Consider the following 21,698-nt stretch of genomic DNA (forward strand, 5'->3'; position numbering starts at 1 on the left):
AAATTGTAATCTACCTTTTGTGTCTCACGGTTGCCAGCCGTAAATCAAGTCATCTGCCGGGTTGTTCGTCAGGTTGAGCAGACCGGAGCCGTCGGGGCGGATGAGGTAAACCTCCTGGTTGCCGTCGCGGTTGGACTGAAAGGCGATCCGCTGGCCGTCGGGCGACCACGAGGGCGACCAGTCGCCCGCCGGGTTGTCTGTCAGCCGCCTTTGCTCCGAGCCATCTTTATTCATCACATAGATTTCCTGATTCCCGTCACGAAATGAAGTGAAGGCGATCCGGGTTCCGTCGGGCGACCAGGCCGAAAATGTATCGTCGGCTTCGTCCTTCGTCAAGTTGATCAGGCCAAAGCCGCCGCCCGAGTCCGGGGCGGCAACGTACAACTCACGGTTGCCGTCGCGGTCGCTTTCAAACGTGAGGCGCGAACCGTCGGGCGACCAGGCCGAGAAGAGATCGTCGGCCAGGGTGTTGGTCAGGTTGACGAGGCCCGAGCCGTCGGCGTTGACGGCGAACGCTTCGCCGCCCGCGCTGCCGATTGAAGTAAAGGCAATGCGCGAGCCGTCGGGCGACCAGGCCGGCCCAAATTCATTCGTCGGGCTGTTGGTGAGATTCGTTTGAACGCCGTCGAAGATTTTGACGACGACGATGTCCGAGTTGCCGTTGTAGTCGGACTGAAATGCAATGCGCGTGCCGTCAGGCGACCAGACGGGGAAGCGGTCGTTGGCCGGGGAGCGGGTGAGGTTGAACTGGCCGGAGCCGTTCAGGTTCATCAACCAGATGTCGAAGTTGCCGTCGCGGTTTGAGGCGAAGGCAATTTTCTGGAGTCCGGGCGCCCAGGCCGGGTCGGCGTCCCACGAGGGATCGGTGCTCAAATTGACGGTGGCGAAGTTGTCGAGGCTGGCGACGTAAATCTCAAAGTTGCCGTCACGATCCGAGATGAAGCCGAGCCAGCCGGAGCCACCGCCGGGGGCGGTGGGGAACGGAGTCGGCCCTGGGGCCAGGTTGGCGGCGACCCGCAGGAGCGATGTTGGCTGGAGTGTGGGCAGGGAGTCGCCGACCAGCGAGTCGCGAATCATCAATGCGCCGCCGAGACCCATCAAAGCAAATGCGGCGACTCCAAAGGCGGCGAGCAAACCTGCTTGCGGCAGGCTCAGGCCGAAGATTTTTCTTTTTGAGCGTTGCCGGGCGTTCAAGCTACGAGCGAGTTTGCAAAACGGTGGCTTTGATCTGATCGTACTTGGGCAGGACGACGGTAAAGGTGGCCCCCTGGCCGGGCGTGGAGTCGACCCAGATGCGGCCACCATGATTCTCGACAATGGACTTGACGATGGAGAGGCCGAGGCCGGTGCCTACAACCTCTTCTGGCACGTTCTTGGAGCGGTAGAACTTATCGAAGACGTAGGGCTGGTCGGCCAGCGGAATGCCAATGCCGGTGTCGGTGATGGAGAGCAGCTCGTGGTCGTCGGCCTCCAGCACGGCCACAGTGATGGTCCCGTTCTCAGGCGTGTACTTGATGGCATTCTCGACCAAATTGGCGGCCATCTGCCGCAAACGGATCGGGTTGCCAAAGACCTGAGGCGCTTTTTCGGGAAGCTGGGTGACGATGTTCAGCTTTTTGTCTTCAGCTTTGGCGGTGAGGCCTTCGATGGCGTAACGGACGACAAGCGGCAGGCTGAGCGGCTCCTTCTGGCTGTCGAAGCCGGCCTCGATGCGGCCCAGGTCGAGCAGATCGGTGATGAGGGTGGTGATGGCGTTGACGCTCATGTTGATGCGGTCAACAAATTCCATCTGCTGGTCGCTCATCGGCCCCACCCGCTTGAGCAATTCCAGGTAGCCCATGATGGTAGTGAGCGGCGAGCGCAGATCGTGAGAGACGGTGGTGACGAACTCGCTCTTGATGCGATCGAGTTGTTTGAGGTGGGTGATGTCCTGCATGACGACCACATGGCCGACCGCGGAAATGGGGGTGAGCTGGGCATTGAACACCCGGCCATCTTCGGTAGTGACCTCGGTTCGACGGTTGAAGCCGCCAGTTGTAAGTTGAGCGAACAGGCTGAGCAAGTCGGCGTTGCGGATCACTTCAGGCAGAGGCAGGCCGTCCACTTCGGCGGTGCTAAGGTTGAGAGCCTTGCGGGCGGCGCCGTTGATCATGACCAGCCGGGCCGAGCCGTCCACGACGATGACCCCGTCTTCGGTGTTTTGCAGAATTGCATCGAGCTTGGCCCGTTCGGTGTCGGCCCGGGCGTAGAGGCGGGCGTTTTCGATGGCAATGGCGGCGTAATCGGCCAGTATCGTCAGCGGGGCCAGGTCGGCTTCGTTGAACATGCGCCCGCCGGCGCGGTTGTCCACGCCCAGCACGCCGATGATCTGCTCGCGCAGGCGAAGCGGAATGTAAATGAGGGAGCGGACGAGGTAAGCCGTTTTGATCTTCTTGGGCGAGTCGGCGCCGAGGAGGATGGGCTGGCCGGTCTGGATCACCTGCCCGGCCAGACTGTCGTCGGAGCGGAGGCGAAAGGTGCGGACGAACTGATCGTCGAAGTTGCGGGCGGCGCGCATGATCAACTCGCCGGTTCCTTCGTCGAGCAAAAGCAAACTCCCCTCTTCAGCGCCGGTGAGCGAGACGGCGGCTTCCACCACCTGACTGAGGACGTTATCCAGGTCGAGGGTGGTGGTGAGGGCCCGGCCAATCTTCTGCAACGTCTCCAGGTCGCGCACGCGCTTTTCGTAGGCGGCTTGCTGGCGGCGGGCGCGTTGCGTCTCCAGCGCCTGCTCCACGGCGGCCAGCATCACGTCACCGTCCACCGGTTTGGGCAGGTAGCGGACAATGCCGGCCATGACTGACTCGGTGATGATCTGCTCCGAGCCTTCGGCGGTCATGAGAATGAAAGGGATGGCGTTGCCGTCGGCAGACAGCGCCTTTTTGAGTTGCAGGCCGGTGAGGCCGGGCATGTTCAGGTCGGCGATGATCAGGTCGGGGCGTTGTTCACGGGCGGCGTGAAGGGCCGCTGTGCCGTCTTCAACAATGGTGACGTTGAAGCCCGCCGGGCGCAAAATATAGTCGGCCAGGAAGTCCCGGACTTCCCGCGAATCATCTGCAACTAAAATCCGTTCACCGCTCACGCTTGAGTATCCTTGATGGCTTTAAGCCTACGGTTATGCACACAGGTAGTTTACTCCGGCCAGCGGGCAGACGCTATCCTTACCAGAGTCATCATGACTTGAGTCACTGTGTTGACAAAATGCCCGGCAAAAAGCTACGGCGTCACGGTGATGCCCTCAATCAATTGTTCAATGAGGGCCAGTTTGTCGGCGATTTGCTTGACGTTGTCGCGCTGGCGGCCCGTGAGTTTGTCGTAGCCTTCGGCCATTGAGACATCCATATAAGTTCTGGCCTGCCGGATCGGTTCGCGCAGGGCGCCCGCCACTTTTTGTTGAACTTCCTGTCGCGTCTTCAGGCTTCGCGTCTTCTCCGCCTGGCGCAATTCTTCGTTGGCTTGTTGCAGCGAACGGGCGCGGGCCTCAAGGGCCTGAAAGAGCCGCACGTTGACGACGGCGATGGAAGCGTAATCGGCCACGGCGTTGAGCAAGGTGACCAGACGATTGTCGAACACTTTGGCCGACTTGTGCGCCACGGTGAGCACGCCCACTGCCTGGTCACGGGCCTTGATCGGCATCACCAACGCCGACCTGGCGATTTGGGCAATGCGGAATTGAGCCATTCCGGCCCCGGTGATGTTCAGGGCTTCACCGGATTGCATGACCAGCGACGACAGGCCGTCGTCCCACGGCCCGCGAAGTTTGGGATTGCCGGGCACGTTCTTGGCCGCATATAGAATCAACTGCCCACCCGGCTCGTCGGCCAGAGCCAGCCAGGCCATCTCGGCCCCGGTCAGTTGCATCGCGCCGTCCACCAGCCGGGCAAACAACGCCCCAATATCGTTCAAGCTGATCACGGCCTTGCCCACACTGGAAAGCGTCACCAGTTCTTTGACCCGGCCTTCAAGTTCGGCGTTGGCCTGTTTGAGTTGCGCTTCGAGTTGCGCCCGTTCGCGCTTGAGCCGCCCTTCGCCAATGATGCGATCCACGGCGTTGACGATCTCGGCCTCGCGCAGAGGCCGCACCAGATAATCGCGTGCGCCGAGCCGGAAGGCGGCCAGGGCCTGCGTTTCGCCGCCGCGCGGGGCGATGACGATGATGGGCGATTCGAAGTTCTGGGCGCGGAGGGCGGTGAGCAGGTCTTTGCCGGAAAACCCTTGCAGGCTGAGGCTGATGATCATCAACGTCGGCGCAAGTTGCGCCGCCCGCTGCAGCGCCGCTGTCCCGTCGGTAAATGTCGTCACCTGATAACCGGACGGTTCCAGCACCTGCTTGGCAATCAGATCAAGACTCTCCAGGTCATCATCCACCACCAGAACTGTATCAGGCTGGATTGGCATGGCTAGGATGATAGCACGGGCGGGAGAAAAATCCCAATGTAGGAGCGAAGCATTCGAAGGGCAGGCCTCGAGTTCAAAGTGAGGCTTCGCCTTTTGCCTATCCGATAAACTCTTAGGGTCCGCTTCGCGAGACCCTAAGAGATGTCTAAAAACTGCTCTCCAACCGCGTCCTTCGCGAAGCATCCCGGTGGGACGCGGTTGGGCCGCCCGCGAGGACGCGGGCTTTGAGCGACTTCTAAGACACTCTCTACGGGTTTGGTTTACTCAAGCCATTCAATGATCGTGGCTTCGCCCTGCCCCACGCCCACGCACAACGTCGCCAGGCCGTAGTAAGGCCGCTTCTCGTTCGGGGCGCGGCGCTTCATCTCGTGCGCCATCGTGCAAATCAGGCGCGCACCGGAGCAACCCAGCGGATGGCCGATGGCAATTGCGCCGCCGTTGACGTTGGTGATCTCGTGGCGGAAGCTGGCGGACTGCATGACGGCCAGCGCCTGCACGGCAAAGGCCTCGTTCAGTTCGATGAGGCCGATGTCGTTGATCGTGAGACCGGCTCTGCTTAACGCCTTTTGAGTGGCCGGGACAGGGCCGAGGCCCATCGCGCGCGGTTCTACGCCCGCCGCCGCCGAGGCCACGATGCGGGCCAGCGGCCTGAGGCCCAACGCTTTCGCTTTCACGTCCGACATGATCAGCACCGCCGCCGCGCCGTCGTTGAGGCCTGATGAATTACCGGCAGTCACCGTGCCGTTTTTGCGGAAGGCTGGTTTGAGCCGGGCCAGCGATTCCATTGAAGTGTCGGGCCGAGGGTGTTCGTCGCGGCTCACCAGAGTCGGCTCGCCCTTCGGTTGTGGTGCAGGCACTGGCACAATCTCTTCGGCGAACTTGCCGCTTTCAATTGCGGCCACCGCCCGGCGGTGACTCTCCAGCGCAAAGGCGTCCTGCTGTTCACGAGTGATATGTTTATACGACTCAAGTTCAGCCACGTTCTCAGCGGTCTCGCCCATCGAGTCGTTGCCATACATTTCTTTCAGCTTCGGGTTGGGGAAGCGCCAGCCGAGCGTTGTGTCCCAGGCGGTGAGGTTGCCGAAGGCAAAGGGCGTTTCGGTTTTGGGGACGGAGTAGGGCGCGCGGGTCATGCTCTCCACGCCGCCGGCCACGTAGACCTCACCCTCGCCGGCCTTGATGGCGCGGGCGGCGGCGTTGACGGCGGCCAGCCCGGAGGCGCACAGCCGATTAAACGTGACGGCGGCCACGTCCACCGGAAGCCCCGCCAGCAGAGTCGCCATGCGGGCCACATTGCGGTTGTCTTCCCCGGCCTGGTTGGCGCAACCCAGATAAACTTCTTCGACGAGAGCCGGATTGACGTTGCCGCGCCTGAGCACTTCGGCGACGACGAGCGCGGCCATGTCGTCCGGGCGGACGGATTTGAGGATGCCGCCGTGGCGGCCAATGGGTGTGCGGACGGTGGAGATGATGACGGCTTCGCGCATGGTAGTTGGAGGTTAGAGGTTAGAGATTAGAGAATTGGAGATTGAGATTGGTGAGGCGATTGTAGGCGGGGGCGGAGGGGGCGTCAAGAGGATAGCCAAACGGCCATCGAGTCTCCCGACTTTAACGGGAAATGGGACGCAGACGCAAAGCGCGCAGATGAACGCGGATTTTTCTTTTTTATCCACGAAAATCAGCGCGCAAAGCGTCCGCGTCCAAAATGTCTTTCACGCCAAACCCGGTAGAGCCTTTTCTCTACAAGCGCGCTGCCAACTGTCGCGCCGTTTCTGCCGGGACGCCGTGTTGTGATGTATCGTGAGAAGGCAACAGCACGTCAAAATCGAGAGCGGCCAGCTTCTTGATCGAACGCCGGGCTTCCTCTGGTTCGGGGGTAGCCATGCTAAACGGCTCGGTCAATCTGCCGCCCATGTTCATGAACGTGTCGCCGCAGATGATGGCCCGGTCGGCGCGATGGTGAAACGCCGCCATGCCCGGCGTGTGGCCCGGAACGTGAATGACTTCCAGGCCGCCGAATGTTTCACCTTCCTGCAAAGCGCGAGCCACCGGCAAACGCCAGACGCGCTGGCCGAGCATAGACTTCGCCAAATTGAAAATTAAACTGCCGGAGACGATGTTTCGATACTCCTGCGCGCCGGTGACAAAATCGGCTTCGGCGGTGTGCGCCCAAATGGGGATGTTCCAGCGTTTGACGATGGCCGACATCGCCCCGCCATGATCGTAGTGTGCGTGGGTCAGGGCGACTCGGGCCGGGGCCGCCGTCTTTAGAAAATGGGCAACGGCGTTAATAATTGCCGACTCATGAAGGGGCGTCCCGGCGTCAATCAGCGTCCATTCGTCGCCGTCCTTGACCAGCCAGACGGCCACCGGAATCGGCGGGACGAACGGAATCTTGAAATCCCATTCCAGGTTGAGCCGCCAGATGTGAGGGGTGATAGGTCGAAAGTCGGGCATATGAAGAATTTACCGCAAAGACGCAAAAGGCGCAAAGATTTTCTAACAATTTCTTCTTAGTGTTCTTCGCGCCTTCGCGGTGAGAATCATTTTGGTTTCCAGTTGCGATACTTCCACAGCGCCCGCAAAGCAGGAAAGCCATCGGCGGGCGAGAGCTTTTTGTTTTCGTAGCGGGCGGTGTATTGAATGGGCAGTTCGTGGATGGTGTGGCCGGCGCGCAGCAGCTTGGCGCTGATCTCGGCCTCCACGTCAAAGCGGCGGCACTCCAGGTCGAGGCCGAGGGCGATCTCGCGGCGCATCATCTTGTAACAGGTTTCCATGTCTTTCAAGGCTGCGCCGTACATCAGGTTGGTCACGAAGGTGACAAAGTGATTGCCAAAGCGCATGATGGCCCGCTGACTGCCCAGAGGCCGCACCCCATAAACAACGTCGGCCAGCCCGGCGGCAATCGGCGTCAGCAGGCGGGGAAAGTCGTTCGGGTCGTACTCAAGATCAGCATCCTGGATCACCACTACATTGCCGCTGGCGGCCAGAAGACCGGTGCGAATGGCCGCGCCTTTGCCATGATTGATCGGGTGATGGAGCACTTTCAGGTCAGGCCCGGCCAGCGAGTCTACAATGGCGTGGGTGCCGTCGGAAGAGGCGTCGTTCACCAGCACAATCTCGTGCTCCAGCGGCACGGCGCGCACCCGCGCCACCACGTCGGCAATGGTGGGCGCTTCGTTGAAGACGGGCATGAGGATGGAAAGCTTCATTAGAAGTCAGAAATCAGAAATCAGAAGTCAGAAGTTCGCGGCTCAATATTCTGGCTCCTGGCTTCAGACTCCTATATTCTTTCAAGTATGTCGGGCAGTTCGGCTAGAGAGCTTGCCACTGCGTCGGGAATGATGGTGTGGCGATGGGCTTCGTTGTAGGGCGTGTCGGCTTCCATCGTCACCCACACGCTTTTCATCCCGGCGTGTTTTGCGCCCAGGGTGTCTGCGCCCAGGGTGTCGCCAATCACCACCATCTCGCCCGGCGGAATCTGCCAGGCTTCAAGCACCGGCGCGAAAATGCGAGGGTTGGGTTTGCGAACGCCCACCGCCGCCGAGACGACGATAGGATCAAAATAAGATCGAAGGCTGTGGTTGTCAATCAGGCGTTGAACATTGGCTTCGTCGGCGGCGTTGGAAACGATAGCCAGCTTGAGACCGCGCCGGGCTGACGCCAGTTCAGCCAGCGCCTCGTGCACGCCCGGCATCGGCGTCCACAGCGACTCGCTGAAAGCGAAATAGGCGGCCAGGGCGCGAGGCACGTCCAGGCCGTCGGAGGGGATGTTTAGCTCGTTCAACGTCGTCCGCAAAATGTAATCGGACGTGATCTCTTTGAAGTGAGTCTGTCGCTGAACGTCGAAGTCGGCAAAGATGCGGGCGAAGGCTTCGGCGAAAACTTCGCGGCCTAGCGCCAACCCCTGCGCCTGCAAATCGGCTGTCAGGTCGGCGATCATCCGGGGCCGGAGCTTTGACCAGTTGTTGTTGTATTCGTTGGAGATGAGGGTTGAGCCAAGATCGAAAATTGCGCCCTGAAGCATGCGTTGATTGTAATCGGAGATGAGGGTTTATGGAAGGATGAAGGAAGAATGTAGAGCCATAATTTTCTAAGGCGGCGGCAAATAATTCCAGGGGTTGGTTTGCGCGTTGCCGTAGTACACCTCAAAGTGCAAATGCGCCCCGGCCGAGCGCCCGGTGTTGCCCGAAGCGCCAATGGCATTCCCTTGATACACGCCCTGCCCGCAATTCACAAACCACTGCGAGAGATGGCCGTAAAGCGTGTGCCAGTTGTTGCCGTGATCAATGATGATCGTGTTGCCGTAGCCCCACTCGCTCCGGCCCGCAAAAACCACAATACCGCTGTCGGCGGCGTACACCGTTGCCCCGAAGTCGGCAGAAATATCAATGCCGGGGTGAATGCCGTTGAAGTCGTAGCCCGATAAATAGTGATTGTCTGCCGGCCAGACGAAGCCGCCACTGCCCACCACCCCGCTGTAGCCGCCGGCGCATTGTCCCGCGCCCGACCTCAACACCAGCGGCCCTTTGGGCGGCGGCGGCAAATTACTGCCGCCGCCCGACGACCCGCCGCCCGCCGCCGGTTGATTAACGGTGTTCGTCGGAAACTGGATCAGCCTACGCGCGCCGCCGGGCACGAACAACACCTGTCCGGCGGTGATTTGTGGCGCATCAGGGTTGAGGTTGTTGGCCGGCCAGTTGACGATGTCTTCGGGTGTGACGCCGTAAGCTTTGGCCAGGCCGCCAATCGTGTCGCCGGCCACCACGTCGCGAATGATGCCGTCCATCGGCGCGATGCGAAGGGTTTGCCCCGGCTCTAAAAAGTGCGGGTTGTCGTTGAGAATGGGGTTGCCGAAAACAATCGTCTCCGGCTTGAGGCCGAACTTCTCGCCAATGCCAAGAATCGTGTCGCTCGCTTCGACGATGTAGGTGATGATCTCCAAACGCGGGCGGTCGGGAATGTAGGTGTGGAGTTCGGTGAGGCGGGTGATGTCGTCGGAGACGGCGACCCCGTTGGAGGCCGCCACGGTTGGCGGAGCCGGGTCGGCGGCAGAAGCCACGTTGCGGATGGCGGCCAGCCCGCCAACATCAACGCTGGCCGGCACGAGGTTCAAAATATCCCCGCGCCCCAACCAGATCACCCCCACGGCCACCGCCAGCAAAAGCGCATGGCCGCCGAAGCGCCCGGTGCTTAGCAAACTGGTGAGGCGCTTCGGCAGGCGGCTGACGTTTTGAGGAGAGAGGGCGTTGCTCACGTCAAATCGTCAGGGCGACGGCAGATAATTCTTGGGGTTGGGGCGGGAGCCTTGATAGCTCATTTCAAAGTGCAGATGCGGGCCGCTGGAGTTGCCGGTGCTCCCGGCTAACCCAAGAAGGTTGCCTTGCAGAACACTCTGCCCGCACGACACGTTCCACTGCGAAAGGTGGGCATAGAGCGTGTTCCAGCCGTTGCCGTGATCGATAACAACCATGTTGCCATAGCCCCAAAAGCTTAACCCGGCGAAGACCACCACCCCGCTGTCAGCGGCATAGATCGGGTCGCCCAGCCCAGCGGCAATGTCAATACCCAAATGCCCCGACCAGTAGTCGTTGCCTGACAAATAATGATTGTTGGCCGGCCAGATGAAGTAACCAGAGCCAATATTGCCGCCGGTGTAGCCGCCCGCGCACTGCCCCGGCCCAGGGTCGCTCCCGCCAGAGAGCGCGCGCCGCGTCGCGCGCTTGATTTGCGGCACCACAAACTGCACAAACTCGCGCCTGCCGCCCGGCACCATTAACAACTGTCCTTCTTTCAGTGTCGGCGTGTCGGGATCAAGATCGTTGCCCGGCCAGTTCACAATGTCGTCCACTGCCACGCCAAAAAACTTGGCCAATGTCTCCAGCTTGTCGCCCGGTTGCACGTCGCGCAAAACGCCATTGGTCGGCGGGACGCGCAAAACTTGATCGGGCCGCAGGAGGTGCGGGTCGTCTTTCAGAATCGGGTTGCCCCACACCAGCGTCTCCGGCTTCAGGCCAAACTTGTCGGCGATGCCGAACAGCGTGTCGCCCGAGACAACGGTGTAAGTGATGATGTCGGTGCGGGGGCGGGTGGGGATGTTGGTGTGAATGTCGGTCTGGCGAGTGAGCTCGGTGGACTCGCCGACGGTGAGGGCGGCCACGGCGGCGACCCCGTCCGTCGCCGGTGAGGCCGCCTCTGTTGGGGCGGCGTTCACACTGGCCAGGGCCGCAATGGCTTCCACATTGATTTCGCCCGGCACACGTCCCATCACATTGGAACGTGCCAGCCAGATTGCGCTCAGAGCGACGAGCAGAAGGGCGAGATGAATAGCATAACGTTGGAGGCTGGCGCCTAAAACGTCGAGCACCAGGCGGGCAAAATCGGGGCGGCGCGAGGCCGGAGGCGTAGTATCAGACATTGGCGGCGATCATATCGCCCGAACTTGGGCAAGTCAAGCCAGGCAAGGCGACATAAAGACCTTTATCCTTGGCCAACCGCTGGGGCGCTCAACACTTCCGGAATCCGGGTCAAGTTCAATCACCTGAGTCAGCACGCCGAAGGGCAGGTGGCTTCAAGCAAGCTGGTCTTGCCCTGCGCGTTGTCCTCCACTAGAATCAGCGGCCCGGTAGGCAAGTCGGCTTCGAGGTGAGTGTAGTTGCGGAAGTTGGTGAGGGAGAGGCGGGCGACGCGCACGAGGCGGGTGTACCAAACAACCCTCTATCAATGCTGAAAGAGTTTCACCTTTCCATTGTAGATCGTGAGAGGAGCGGAAACATGTCTGCAGATTATGAGCACAACACGGTAGAGCAAACAGCCATCAGCCCAGAGGCAGAAGGCCAAACTCCGGCCTCAAAGAATGATAGGCTCTGGCTGATCGCAGGATGTGTAGTGTTAATCTGCCTCGGCATACTTTTCCTCTTATCGCTGGGCCTGTTTGCTTCCACGCTAACTACAAATGCTCTTCAGGCACGACAGGCTACAAGAGTTGCCCAAACTCAGTTTGTGCCAACAGCCACCGCGCTGGCTCAGATCAATGCCACTGCCACCGCTCAAGCTCAATGGCCCCTTATTGCTTCCGACAAATTTGATTCAAATGAAAATGACTGGTCCACCAGCAACACCGACGGCGACTATGGAAAAATCAATCAAGTTATCACCAACGGCAAGTATCGATGGGAGGTAGAAATACAACAGGCATCTACCTGGAGAGGAGTGCCCAGCGATGTCAGCGAAGTCTCCGATTTTTATGTTACTGCTGAAATGCAGCAATTCAGCGGGCCAGAGAACATTAACTACGGCATCATTTTTCGTCGCACTGACGGCAACAACTTCTATTATTTCGGTATTAACAATGCCGGCGTGTCTACGTTCGCATTGTTATACAAAAATGAATGGACATCTATCATTAATTGGGCGGATGTTTCTGTTACCCAACCTGGCAAAGTGAACAAGATTACTATCAGCGCCGAAGGGTCTCATTTCACATTCTACGTCAACGACCGATATATTGGCGAAGTCAATGATGATAGACTATCCAAAGGCAGAATGGGTTTTATGATCGAGGTATATCAGCCCTCAACTGTCGTATTTGAGTTCGATGATTTCGAACTTCGCGCGCCTCTAGTCAGTTCACAACTTGCGCCAGCGGCGACTGCCGCCAGCGCCATTATCGAGAAAAGCTCAAAGTGGCCCGTTATTTTGTACGACGCTTTCGACACAAATTTGAATGACTGGCAAATAGGGCAATCCGATAACGAGTACGTGAAACAGAGTTTGGCTGTATCCGATGGCAAATATTACTGGAAAGCAACTGCTCATCAAGATGTCTATTGGTGGATCGCGCCTGATGTTGTTTCACTTTCCGATTTCCGTCTAACAGTTGATGCTGAAAGGGTAGAGGGAATAGAAAATGCTCAGTACGGGGTAATCTTTCGAAAAACTGACGGCAGCAATTTTTATTACTTCGGGATCATTGATACTGGAAAATTCGCTCTTTTGCGCCGATATGAAAATGAGTGGACAACCTTGATTGACTGGACCGATTCTCCTGTTATCCATCCTGGCGAAGTAAATCAGATTCGAGTTGTTGTAGAAGGATCACATTTCATTTTCTTCATCAACGATTACTTCGTTAGCGAAACAACAGATGATAATTTGAGTAAGGGCAAGGCGGGTTTGGCAATGTCCCTCAACAATGATGGCGATGAGGCAACATTCCGATTTGACAATTTTGATTTACGTGCACCGGCTGCCGCAGCAACAGAAAATCCAGTAACGGTTGGCACAGTTGCGCCAACTAGTGCACTGGCGCCTACATTGTCACTTGACTCTAACGAGCATATCGTTTTTGTTAGAGCTAGCGACATCTATTTGTTTACCGGCGACAGATTGCGGCTTGAGAGGCTGAACACCAATAAGTTTTCCAATACCAGCCCTGCCTGGTCGCCTGATGGCAAACAGATAGCTTTTTCGGCTAGAAGTTTTGATGCGCAATTTGATATTTACGCCCTAAAACTGGATGGCTCAGGTGAACTAACAAAATTAACGATCAGTTCCGGTAGTGACTATAGCCCAGCGTGGTCGCCTGATGGCAAATACATTGCCTTTGTCTCTGATCGAGATAGCAATTACGAAATCTATGTAATGAATGCCGATGGCTCGGCACCAACGCGAATCACGAAGAACACTGATGTTGACGATGAGCCTACATGGTCGCCCGATAGCGCTCATATTGCATTCACAGTTGGCGATAGCAATCGCAAAATTTACATCATGAATGCAGACGGCTCCGATGTCAGCCCTTTAATGCAAAATAGTGCCAATGATGATGCCAATCCTGATTGGTCTCCTGACGGCAGTAAAATTGCTTTCACATCCAACCGCGACGGCAATTACGAAATCTATATTGTCAATATCAACGGCACAGGGTTTACACGGGTGACTAACAATCTGGCGAATGACACTGACCCAGCTTGGTCTCCGGACGGTAAATATATTGCGTTTGTATCTGACCGCGACGGCAACAAAGAGATTTATATCATGAATGCTGATGGCACTAATCTAACTCAGCTAACCAACAGCCCTGCAGACGATCTCGAGCCTGCCTGGCGACCCTGAACTTGATGCATTCCCTCAGCCTCCTCCACCGCATCCGCCTGCCAAAAACATCCTTGCCTGCTCCAGCTATCGTCATGGTTCACGGCTGGTTGGGCGACGAAAATTCGATGTGGGCGTTCGACAGAGTCTTGCCGCTCAACGCGGTGACCGTCACGCCGCGCGGGCCGTTCGAGGCCGGCGAGGGTTACGGCTGGACGGCGGTTCGCGGCGACGGCGACACTTTCGACGAAGGTTTGTCTGCGTTGTACGAGTTCGTAACTCGCTTGCCCGAAGTCTATCCGGTGGATCCGAGTCGAATTGTGTTGATGGGATTCAGCCAGGGGGCGGCGATGTGTTATGCGTTGACGTTGGCTTCCCCAACAGTGGCGGCGGCCACTGCCGCCCTGGCCGGGTTCCTGCCCGACTCAGCCCGTCAGTGGATCATCCCCGGTCGCCTGAATGGCAAGCCGATCTTCATCGCTCACGGTCTCAACGACACCACCGTTCCCGTCGAAGAAGCAGTGCGTGCCCGCGAGGCGCTGACTCTGGCTGGCGCGAACGTGAGCCATCACGAAGATGCCGTCGGTCACAAACTCAGTGCTCAAAGCATGCGCGACCTGAAGGCGTGGTTGGAAAAGGTTCTCTCATGACTGCCGAAAACATTGATCAAGTGATCAGCCAACTGGACGACATCATCGCCACTGCCCGGCGCGAAAAGAGCCGGGCCGGCTATTTCGCCGCGCTCTATCGCAAAGTAACGGTCAAGGTGAAAGAGGGCATCGCGGCCGGGCGTTTTGAGGACGGCCCGCGCCTGGAGAAGCTCGACGTGATTTTTGCCAACCGCTATCTCAACGCCTGGGAGCAATTTCGCCGGGGCCAGCCGCCGAGCCAGTGCTGGCGATATTCGTTTGAGACGGCGGCGAGCGGCCAGGCGTTGATTTTGCAACACCTTTTGCTCGGTATGAACGCGCATATCAATCTGGACCTCGGTGTGGCCGCCGCCCAGGCTTGCCCCGGCGAGGAACACCCGGCCCTCAAACGCGACTTCGAAGAAATCAATAACGTGCTGGCGAGTCTAATGGATGAAGTGCAGCGCGAGATCGGCGTCGTGTCGCCGCTGTTCGGTTGGATGGATTGGGTGGCGGGCCACAGCGACGAGGCGATTTGCAATTTCAGCATGACGAAGGCGCGCAACGCCGCCTGGAAGGTGAGCGTCGGGCTGGCGGCCATGACACCATCACAACAAGCGGCGGAAATTGCTCAACTGGACACAGTCATCGCCGCGCTGTCCCGCATCATTTACAACCGGAGGATGATCTTCCACCCCGTTTTCCAAATCATTCGCTGGGCCGAGATCAGAGATGCGGTCAAAGTGATTGACGCGCTGGGCAGTGACCGGCCAATCTAAGGCTACGCCCGGACTTCGTTCACCGAGTCGGCCAGCCGCCGGATGCCGTCGTCAATTTGCTCCGGGGTCAGGGCGCAGTACGGCAGGCGCAGGAAGCGCTCGCCGCCGCCGTTGGGGAAGAAGGCCAGGCCGTCGGCCAGGTTGAGGTTGCGCCTGGCCGCCGCCGCGCGCACGGCAGTCGTCAATGTGCCCTCAGGCAGTGTCACCGAAAGGAAAAAGCCGCCGTCGGGCCGGGTGGCTTGCGCGTCGGGCATGTGCTTGTCAATCGCGGCCAGACAGGCGTCGAGGCGCGGCGCGTACAGCGCCTTGAGCTTCTCTATCTGTGGCGGCAACAACCCGCGTCGGCACCATTCATAGGTGACGCCGTGAGAAAAATAGCCGGGCGAGATATAAGTGTCCTCGGCCACCTTCGCCACTTTCGCCAGCAGGTCGGCATTCCCCAGCATGAAGCCCATGCGCACGCCGGGCGCGATGAGCTTGGTGAACGAACTCATGTGCAGAGTGCGGTGCGGGGCCAGCCGAAACAGAGTCGGCTCGTCCGCGCCGCGATAGCGCAACAAACGATAGGGCGCGTCCTCGAGGAGGATGAAGTTGTATTGCTCGGCCAGTTCGACGATGCGTTTACGTTTGGCGGCAGAGCAGGTTGCGCCGGACGGGTTCTGGAAGTCGGCGATGATGTAGAAGAATTTGGGAGCGCGCTTTTTTAGCGCGGTTTCGAGCGCGGCCATGTTCGGGCCGTCGGCTTCAAGGGGGACGCCGACGATGTCGGCCTGGTGGCGGCGGAAGAGGGTGATGGCGCGGTCGTAGCTGGGCGACTCGGTGAAGACCACATCGCCCGGTTGAATCAGGCAACGGCAGAGAAACTCGACAAGCTCCAGCGAGCCGTTGCCATTCAGGACTTGATCCGGTTGCACGCCCTGCCACTGTGCGATCCATTCACGCAAAGGGGCAAAGCCCAGCGCCGGGCCGTATTGCATAATGGCGGCCCCGTTCTGTTTGAGGATGGTGTTGGCCGCATCCATGAGGTCGTCAATGGGAAACGACTCGTTGGCCGGGACGCCGCGGGTGAAGTTGATGGGGTTAAGTTCTGACATGGTTGCTCCTGTGTGGAAAGCAATTGTACCTGCGAGGGCGTGGAGCGTGAAGCGTGAAACGTGGTGCGTATTTCGTGTTGCGAATTCGGGCGGGTTGAACAATTGTTGCTTTGCCAAAGACGCCAAACCCGTCTACACTTGCCGCATCCTCAACAACACAGGTGATTCATGTCCAACTCAATTGCTTCCGCCTTTGGCAGTGACCAGGAACCCTACGCCGGCATCGCCTCCTTCATGCGCCGCCCGGCCACCCGCGACCTGGCCGGCGTGGATGTCGCCATCGTCGGCATCCCCTTCGACAGCGGCACGTCGTATCGAAGCGGCACACGCTTCGGCCCGCGCAAAATCCGCGAGGCCTCGCTCCTGCTCTGGGGCTACAACAACCCGCTCGCCGTTCGCCCGCTGGATGTGTTGAATCTGGTGGATTACGGCGACGTGTATGTGATCCCGCCTTCCATCGTGGACACCTACGCCAACATCGAGAAAGAAGTGAGCGCCATTCTAGACTCAGGGGTCACCGTCGTGGCCCTGGGCGGCGACCACTCCATCAGCCTGCCGCTCTTGCGCGCCCACGCCAAAAAGTTCGGCCCGCTCTCAGTCGTCCATTTCGACTCACACCCCGACACCTGGGATCACGAGTTCGGCCCGGCGCAACCCTACAGCCACGGCACACCCTATCGCCGGGCGCTGGAAGAGAAGCTCATCAAGCCCGGCGGCTACATTCAAGTCGGCCTGCGCGGCTCCACCAGCGGGGACGAAGATTGGCAAACGGCCAGAGACTTGGGCGCGCGCGTGATCACGATGGACGAGGCCGCCGAGATGGGCGTCCCGGCGGTGATAAAAGCCATCCATGAAACCGTTAGCGGCCCGACATACGTTTCGTTTGACATTGACGCCGCCGATCCGGCCTTTGCGCCGGGAACCGGCACCCCCGAAGTGGGCGGCTTCACCAGCCGCGAACTGTTGCAACTGGTGCGCGGCCTCAAAGGCTTGAATTTAGTTGGCTTCGATCTGGTGGAAGTCAGCCCGCCCTACGATCACGGCGACATCACCGCTCTGCTGGCGGCGAATCTGGCGTTTGAGTTTTTGTCGTTGAAGGCGGTGCAGAAGCGCGGTCTCTGATTGGTGTCTGCTCACTTCAACCGCTTCAGCGCCTTGTTCACTGCCACAAGGTCAAACGCCTTCGGGTCAAATTCGCCGCCGACCCATTCCAGGTATTCGTCGTGCTCCGAGTGTTCCGGGTCTTTGATAGCCTGCAAAAACTCGGCGTAGCCCCAAACCCCGCCCACGTCTTCGAGCGGGCAGGCCCCTTTGCCCGCCAGACACACCGGATACTTCATCTTCGAGTCGGGCGGCGAAATCTTCTCCACCAGCACGTCATGCTCCCAACTATCGCCGAAGTCGTAAAGGTACAGAAACTTCGTCTTCACGCTCGGCGCAATCACATCCAGCCGCACAGGGCGGGAGTCCACTTCACCACCGTCTTCCCAGTCCGTGCCGGGGGTGGGCAGGCTGTAATGAGTCTCGCCCACCTCGAAGTGATGCAGATGGCTGTCCATCCAGCCCATAGCGAACTGAACGACATAGTGCAGGTCTGCCAGTGTGTAATGGCCCGGGACCAGCACCCGCCGCCAGATGGACGGGCGAAAGTCGCGGAGGGTGATCTTAAGTTGATAGACCGGGCCGGTTTTTACCCAGGGCATGATGATCTCCTTTGTGCGAGAAATGCTTTATTTCTCAAGAACATACGCCAGCGCCTGCAGGGCCAGCAAATACGACCGCCAGCCAAAGCCTTTGATCAAGCCGACACAGACGGGCGCAATCAATGACTTGTGACGAAATTCCTCGCGGGCCTCGGTGTTGGAAAGGTGGCACTCGATGGCAGGCAAGCCGATGGCGCTGACGGCGTCTCGCAGAGCGACCGAGGTGTGAGTGTAACCGCCGGGGTTGATAATCACGCCCGCCGCCCAGGTTCGGGCGTCGTGCAATGCGTCAATCAAAGCGCCTTCGTGGTTCGACTGAAACGACCGCACCTCAAAGCCCAGCTTTTCGCCTTCGACCTTCAGCGCCACGTCAATGTCGGCCAACGTCGTCGTGCCGTACACTTGCGGCTCCCGCGCGCCCAGCAGGTTGAGGTTAGGGCCGTGAAGGACGAGGATGAGTTTTGCGGGCATGAGAGTATTTTATCTCAGTGTGGCCGACTCGAAAACGTGGCGCAGAATGATTGTCCCCTGGCCGGTGAGACCGGCGGGCTGGACGCGAAACAGCACTTCAAAGTCTTGCGGGTAATTACTCTGAAAGGCGTTGAGGCCGATGCACTGGGTGATGAAAATTTGAATCTGGTCGGTGGCGCTGTTGGGATCAACTTCCACCCGGCCCAGCGCATCCAGCGGGCTGAGGTTGGTGTTGCGAATGCGATACACCACCCGCACCATTTCACCCGGTTTGGCGTACACCACCGGCGGAATGATCTCCACCTCAAAGGGCAGGTTGGTCACATCGGCTTCGATGCGCACCTCAACCGGCGCGGTAAAACGCCAAACGATGAGGCCGAGGGCCATCACCGCAATGGCGGCCAAAACGGCGATCCATGTTTTTAGGTTCAATCGGGTCATATTTCTAGGTTATCAGGCCAGCCTTGATCGCCCAAGGGGAAAACGTCATTTGTTTTGGGTGACGAACGGCGTTCGCTTGATCGAGCGTGACAACAACATCAGCGTCGAGGGCTTGGGGGCAACCGCCTGCCAATTCGCCAGGCCAGCAACAGCCACAGCGGCGCGCCGCAAAGAGTAAACGTCAACAGATCCCCTAGCGGCGAAAGCATCACGCTTAAAGGGTTGGCGGCAATTGGAAAGGCCGGGCTGGGATAATAGGCCGCGCTGTAGTTGATGGGCAGGCTCATCACCACAATCACCCCCGCCGTCACCCACACCCCAAACCAGAAACTTCCGCGCCGGACGGCGAGGGCGGCGGCCAATCCGATCAGCAGGCCAGCCGAAATGTAGAGCAAACCTTCCAGGTCGGTGATCACGACTTCCATTGCGAACAGCCACGATCCCATTGGCACGAGAGGCAACACGACCAACAGCCCGGTCAACAGGTCGCGCCGACTCAGCCAGAGGAGGCCCCCAACCATCAACACCAGCCAGGCCAGGATCATCACGACTCCGGCGAAGGTAAGATCAGGAGAATTGAATTGGATGACAGCGCCCCACGCCCCGGCTAACCCGTAGCCCAGCCAGCTTGCCGACCAGCGGGGCAGGCCGCGCCACAACCCAACTGCCGACATGATCGCCACCAACGACCAAAAAGCCGGGATCAATTGTGTTGGATAAGTGTAGTCCCAACGCTCCGAGTGGCGGAAAGGCGCAAAGATTTCATCCCAACCGTAAGTCCGCAGTTCGTAGATCATCACCGGCGCGTAAATCATCAGCGCATATAACAGATGCGGCAACCCGGCTAATGTGGCCGCCCACCAGGAGCCGGGCATTCTCGTTTCATCCACGCCGATCCCAGTCGTTTTCAAAGTGTGCCAGTATTCGCGCAGAAGGCTCATGGGGAAATCCTTTATCTCTCGCAAACATACCTTTATCAGCGAAGTGGCATCCCTCCCCACCGCCTCCGCAACTGCTTCCGCAAAAACAGATTGCATCTCGGCGGCAAACTCGGCGCGGAAAGATTGCGGGTATAACCGCAACAGGGCAGCGTGCAGACGAATGATCAAAAAGGCGCTCATGCCGATGCCGGCCCAGGTGGCATGGCACTGAGGCGAGTGACCAGCCATCCGCCCAACAGCAACCATACCAAACCAACGGCGTAGACCTCATATTTATAAATGTCGCCCAGGTCGTACAGCGCGACCGAAAGACCTGCCGGGAGGATGCGGAATCCAAACCATATCGGCAACAGCAACATCCACATCAGCGGCAAGGCCGAGGGGATAAGAACGAGCAAGGCGAGTGAGGCCAGGTCAAGCGGCACTTTACTGCGCCGTACCGCAACGCCCAACCATAGCGCACCGGCGAGACATAGGAACAAGCCCAGGTAAACGACCATGTTGAACCACAGCGTGCCAGGCCCGATGTTTGCGATGCTCTGCCAGAAGTAGCCCAGGTAGTAGCCCAGGTTGCCGAACAAGTTGAGCACCAGCCCTCCCAGCGCTAAACGATAACCTAACATCCCCGCTTGCCCGCTACGCTTTCCGATCTCCCTCAATCCCCAGAACAACAACGGCCCGATCACCAGCGCGGAACCCACCACCAGTTGCGGCGCGAAAAGCCCGGCCATCGCTGCCAGGGTGGGCGGCTCGGAGTATTCGGGCGGCAAGTTGTGCCAGTAGGTTCGAGCGTAGGCCGCGAGCAGGCCGGTGAGCAGACTCGCGTCGAGGGCCAGCCACAGCCCGATCCGCGCGTTGTTCAAGCGGACGATGGCGATGGCCAGAGCGCCGGCAAGCAATACCATCCCCAACTGGATCGCGTTGTGGATCGTCGGCTCCACAAACTCAAGGGCAGGAGACCAGAACAGCAACATCAGCGGCGTCGCCATCAACAACCCCTTGATCCGATCTCGCCCCGTGATCCAGTAAAGCCAACCGACGATAATCAACGGGGCGGCGAGAAGAACGATTTGGGGCAACAGTAGCACTATCACTGCCGCATATATATACCAACTAGCCGCCCAGCGCGGCCAGCCACGCCGCCAGGCCAGGGCCAGCGCCGCCAGGATGAAAAAGGGCAGGATAAACAAAAAGATCGGATAGACTGTCGATCCATTTCTAACCGTGCCGAGCGGTAGCAACACCAACATCACCACGAGCAAATGCGGCAGTCCGGCCAGGGTTGCGTCTTTCCACGAACCGGTTTGTCGGTTTTCCGCCATGGCAATTCCTTTCAATATCTCGGACCAATGCTCACGCAGAAGACTTGTGGGCAGGTCTTTCAACTCCCGTAAGCACACAATGACTATCGAAGCTAAACCCGTCCGACTGGCCACCGCCTCTGCAAACACAGCCCGCATCTCCTCCCCAAACTCGGCCCGGAAGCGATGGGGATACAACCGTAACAGCAAGGCATAAACCCAAACGATAACGCTCATGCCTGATCCTCAACCGCCCGCAGTTGGGCCGTGCTCACCAGTTTCTTCAGGCGGGTCGTTTCGGCCTTCAACACCCGCCGTCCTTGATCGGTAAGAGCATAAGCCTTGCGCTCGCGGGCGGTGTCGTTCTCAGCAGGGTCGGCCACGCGCTTGATCCATTTTTGCTCCAGCAGGCGCTTGAGCGCGCCGTAAAGGGTGCTGGTGCTCAACACGATGCGGCGCTCGCTTAACGCCTCCACGTCTTTCATAATGGCGTAGCCGTGCTTTGGCTCCGGGGCCAGGCTGAGCAAAATAAAGAACGTCGTCTCGGTGAGCGGCAGGTTGGATTGAATGTTGATTGTGTCGGCCATAGTTCCCCCATATGTCGTCTGACGACATATTGTCATGATATGAGATTTTTCAGCCAGTGTCAAGCAGGACTTAAAGCAAGAGTGCCCGTCAAAGTTTTGGGAGCAGAAGAGAGAGGAGTAAGATAGGGGCACGTTGCGCGTCCGACAGCCCATACCCCTTTTGGAGGCTCCATGAAACGAACCGACTTCGACCGTGCCTGGCGGGAACTGAGTGAAGAA

Annotated in this window: 21 protein-coding genes; 4 read left to right on the plus strand and 17 right to left on the minus strand. The window is 58.8% G+C overall.

The window, feature by feature from the left end:
- Positions 1-24: 24 nt before the first annotated feature.
- The 10 genes from HYZ49_12495 to HYZ49_12540 form a co-directional block, all read right to left on the minus strand.
- The gene (locus HYZ49_12495) at positions 25-1,194 is read right to left on the minus strand and encodes a PD40 domain-containing protein (GenBank protein ID MBI3243104.1); all 1,170 of its coding nucleotides are present in this window, start codon (positions 1,192-1,194) and stop codon (positions 25-27) included.
- A 1-nt stretch (position 1,195) separates the two neighbouring features.
- Positions 1,196-3,121 (minus strand): response regulator, encoded by a 1,926-nt coding sequence (locus HYZ49_12500; GenBank protein ID MBI3243105.1) that lies wholly within the window; start codon positions 3,119-3,121, stop codon positions 1,196-1,198.
- A 134-nt stretch (positions 3,122-3,255) separates the two neighbouring features.
- Positions 3,256-4,437, minus strand: a complete 1,182-nt coding sequence (locus HYZ49_12505; protein MBI3243106.1) for a response regulator — start codon at positions 4,435-4,437, stop codon at positions 3,256-3,258.
- Between the two features lie 260 nt (positions 4,438-4,697).
- Complete coding sequence (locus tag HYZ49_12510) at positions 4,698-5,924, minus strand: acetyl-CoA C-acyltransferase (GenBank protein ID MBI3243107.1); 1,227 nt, start codon at positions 5,922-5,924, stop codon at positions 4,698-4,700.
- A 253-nt stretch (positions 5,925-6,177) separates the two neighbouring features.
- Positions 6,178-6,894, minus strand: coding sequence for an MBL fold metallo-hydrolase (locus HYZ49_12515; GenBank protein MBI3243108.1), 717 nt, complete (start codon positions 6,892-6,894; stop codon positions 6,178-6,180).
- Positions 6,895-6,980: 86 nt separating this feature from the next.
- Positions 6,981-7,631, minus strand: a complete 651-nt coding sequence (locus HYZ49_12520; GenBank protein MBI3243109.1) for a glycosyltransferase family 2 protein — start codon at positions 7,629-7,631, stop codon at positions 6,981-6,983.
- A gap of 89 nt (positions 7,632-7,720) precedes the next feature.
- Entirely contained in the window at positions 7,721-8,464 is a 744-nt protein-coding gene (locus HYZ49_12525) for an HAD family hydrolase (GenBank protein ID MBI3243110.1), read from the minus strand.
- A 66-nt stretch (positions 8,465-8,530) separates the two neighbouring features.
- Positions 8,531-9,694, minus strand: a complete 1,164-nt coding sequence (locus tag HYZ49_12530) for a peptidoglycan DD-metalloendopeptidase family protein (GenBank protein MBI3243111.1) — start codon at positions 9,692-9,694, stop codon at positions 8,531-8,533.
- Positions 9,695-9,703: 9 nt separating this feature from the next.
- Positions 9,704-10,855 carry a M23 family metallopeptidase gene (locus HYZ49_12535; GenBank protein ID MBI3243112.1) on the minus strand — a complete coding sequence of 384 codons (1,152 nt, stop codon included), beginning with the start codon at positions 10,853-10,855 and terminating at the stop codon, positions 9,704-9,706.
- Between the two features lie 128 nt (positions 10,856-10,983).
- Complete coding sequence (locus HYZ49_12540) at positions 10,984-11,130, minus strand: hypothetical protein (GenBank protein MBI3243113.1); 147 nt, start codon at positions 11,128-11,130, stop codon at positions 10,984-10,986.
- Positions 11,131-11,211: 81 nt separating this feature from the next.
- Between HYZ49_12540 and HYZ49_12545 the strand changes: the two genes are divergently transcribed.
- Genes HYZ49_12545 through HYZ49_12555 form a run of 3 tightly spaced genes read left to right on the plus strand, consistent with a single transcriptional unit; the run spans position 11,212 to position 14,941 of the window.
- Complete coding sequence (locus HYZ49_12545) at positions 11,212-13,554, plus strand: PD40 domain-containing protein (GenBank protein ID MBI3243114.1); 2,343 nt, start codon at positions 11,212-11,214, stop codon at positions 13,552-13,554.
- Between the two features lie 5 nt (positions 13,555-13,559).
- Positions 13,560-14,183: a dienelactone hydrolase family protein gene (locus HYZ49_12550; protein MBI3243115.1), complete on the plus strand. Its 624-nt coding sequence runs from the start codon at positions 13,560-13,562 to the stop codon at positions 14,181-14,183.
- Positions 14,180-14,941, plus strand: a complete 762-nt coding sequence (locus HYZ49_12555) for a hypothetical protein (GenBank protein MBI3243116.1) — start codon at positions 14,180-14,182, stop codon at positions 14,939-14,941. Before HYZ49_12550 ends, HYZ49_12555 begins: the two co-directional genes overlap by 4 nt.
- Before the next feature lie 2 nt (positions 14,942-14,943).
- Here HYZ49_12555 and HYZ49_12560 read toward each other — a convergent pair whose 3' ends face one another.
- The gene (locus HYZ49_12560; GenBank protein MBI3243117.1) at positions 14,944-16,035 is read right to left on the minus strand and encodes a PLP-dependent aminotransferase family protein; all 1,092 of its coding nucleotides are present in this window, start codon (positions 16,033-16,035) and stop codon (positions 14,944-14,946) included.
- A 168-nt stretch (positions 16,036-16,203) separates the two neighbouring features.
- Here HYZ49_12560 and speB point away from each other — a divergent pair, with 168 nt between their 5' ends.
- A complete protein-coding gene (speB, locus tag HYZ49_12565) occupies positions 16,204-17,157 on the plus strand; it encodes an agmatinase (protein MBI3243118.1) in 954 nt (317 codons plus the stop codon).
- Positions 17,158-17,168: 11 nt separating this feature from the next.
- Here speB and HYZ49_12570 read toward each other — a convergent pair whose 3' ends face one another.
- The 6 genes from HYZ49_12570 to HYZ49_12595 form a co-directional block, all read right to left on the minus strand.
- Positions 17,169-17,738: a plasmid pRiA4b ORF-3 family protein gene (locus HYZ49_12570; GenBank protein MBI3243119.1), complete on the minus strand. Its 570-nt coding sequence runs from the start codon at positions 17,736-17,738 to the stop codon at positions 17,169-17,171.
- A 27-nt stretch (positions 17,739-17,765) separates the two neighbouring features.
- Positions 17,766-18,209: a type II 3-dehydroquinate dehydratase gene (aroQ, locus tag HYZ49_12575; GenBank protein MBI3243120.1), complete on the minus strand. Its 444-nt coding sequence runs from the start codon at positions 18,207-18,209 to the stop codon at positions 17,766-17,768.
- Between the two features lie 9 nt (positions 18,210-18,218).
- Positions 18,219-18,650 (minus strand): hypothetical protein, encoded by a 432-nt coding sequence (locus HYZ49_12580; GenBank protein MBI3243121.1) that lies wholly within the window; start codon positions 18,648-18,650, stop codon positions 18,219-18,221.
- Positions 18,651-18,748: 98 nt separating this feature from the next.
- Positions 18,749-19,819, minus strand: coding sequence for a hypothetical protein (locus tag HYZ49_12585; protein MBI3243122.1), 1,071 nt, complete (start codon positions 19,817-19,819; stop codon positions 18,749-18,751).
- Positions 19,768-21,129, minus strand: coding sequence for a hypothetical protein (locus HYZ49_12590; GenBank protein ID MBI3243123.1), 1,362 nt, complete (start codon positions 21,127-21,129; stop codon positions 19,768-19,770). Before HYZ49_12590 ends, HYZ49_12585 begins: the two co-directional genes overlap by 52 nt.
- Positions 21,126-21,479, minus strand: a complete 354-nt coding sequence (locus tag HYZ49_12595; GenBank protein MBI3243124.1) for a helix-turn-helix transcriptional regulator — start codon at positions 21,477-21,479, stop codon at positions 21,126-21,128. The genes HYZ49_12590 and HYZ49_12595 overlap by 4 nt, the downstream gene beginning before the upstream one ends.
- Positions 21,480-21,698 lie beyond the last annotated feature (219 nt).

The organism is Chloroflexota bacterium (assembly GCA_016197225.1).
GTDB lineage: Bacteria > Chloroflexota > Anaerolineae > Anaerolineales > VGOW01 > VGOW01.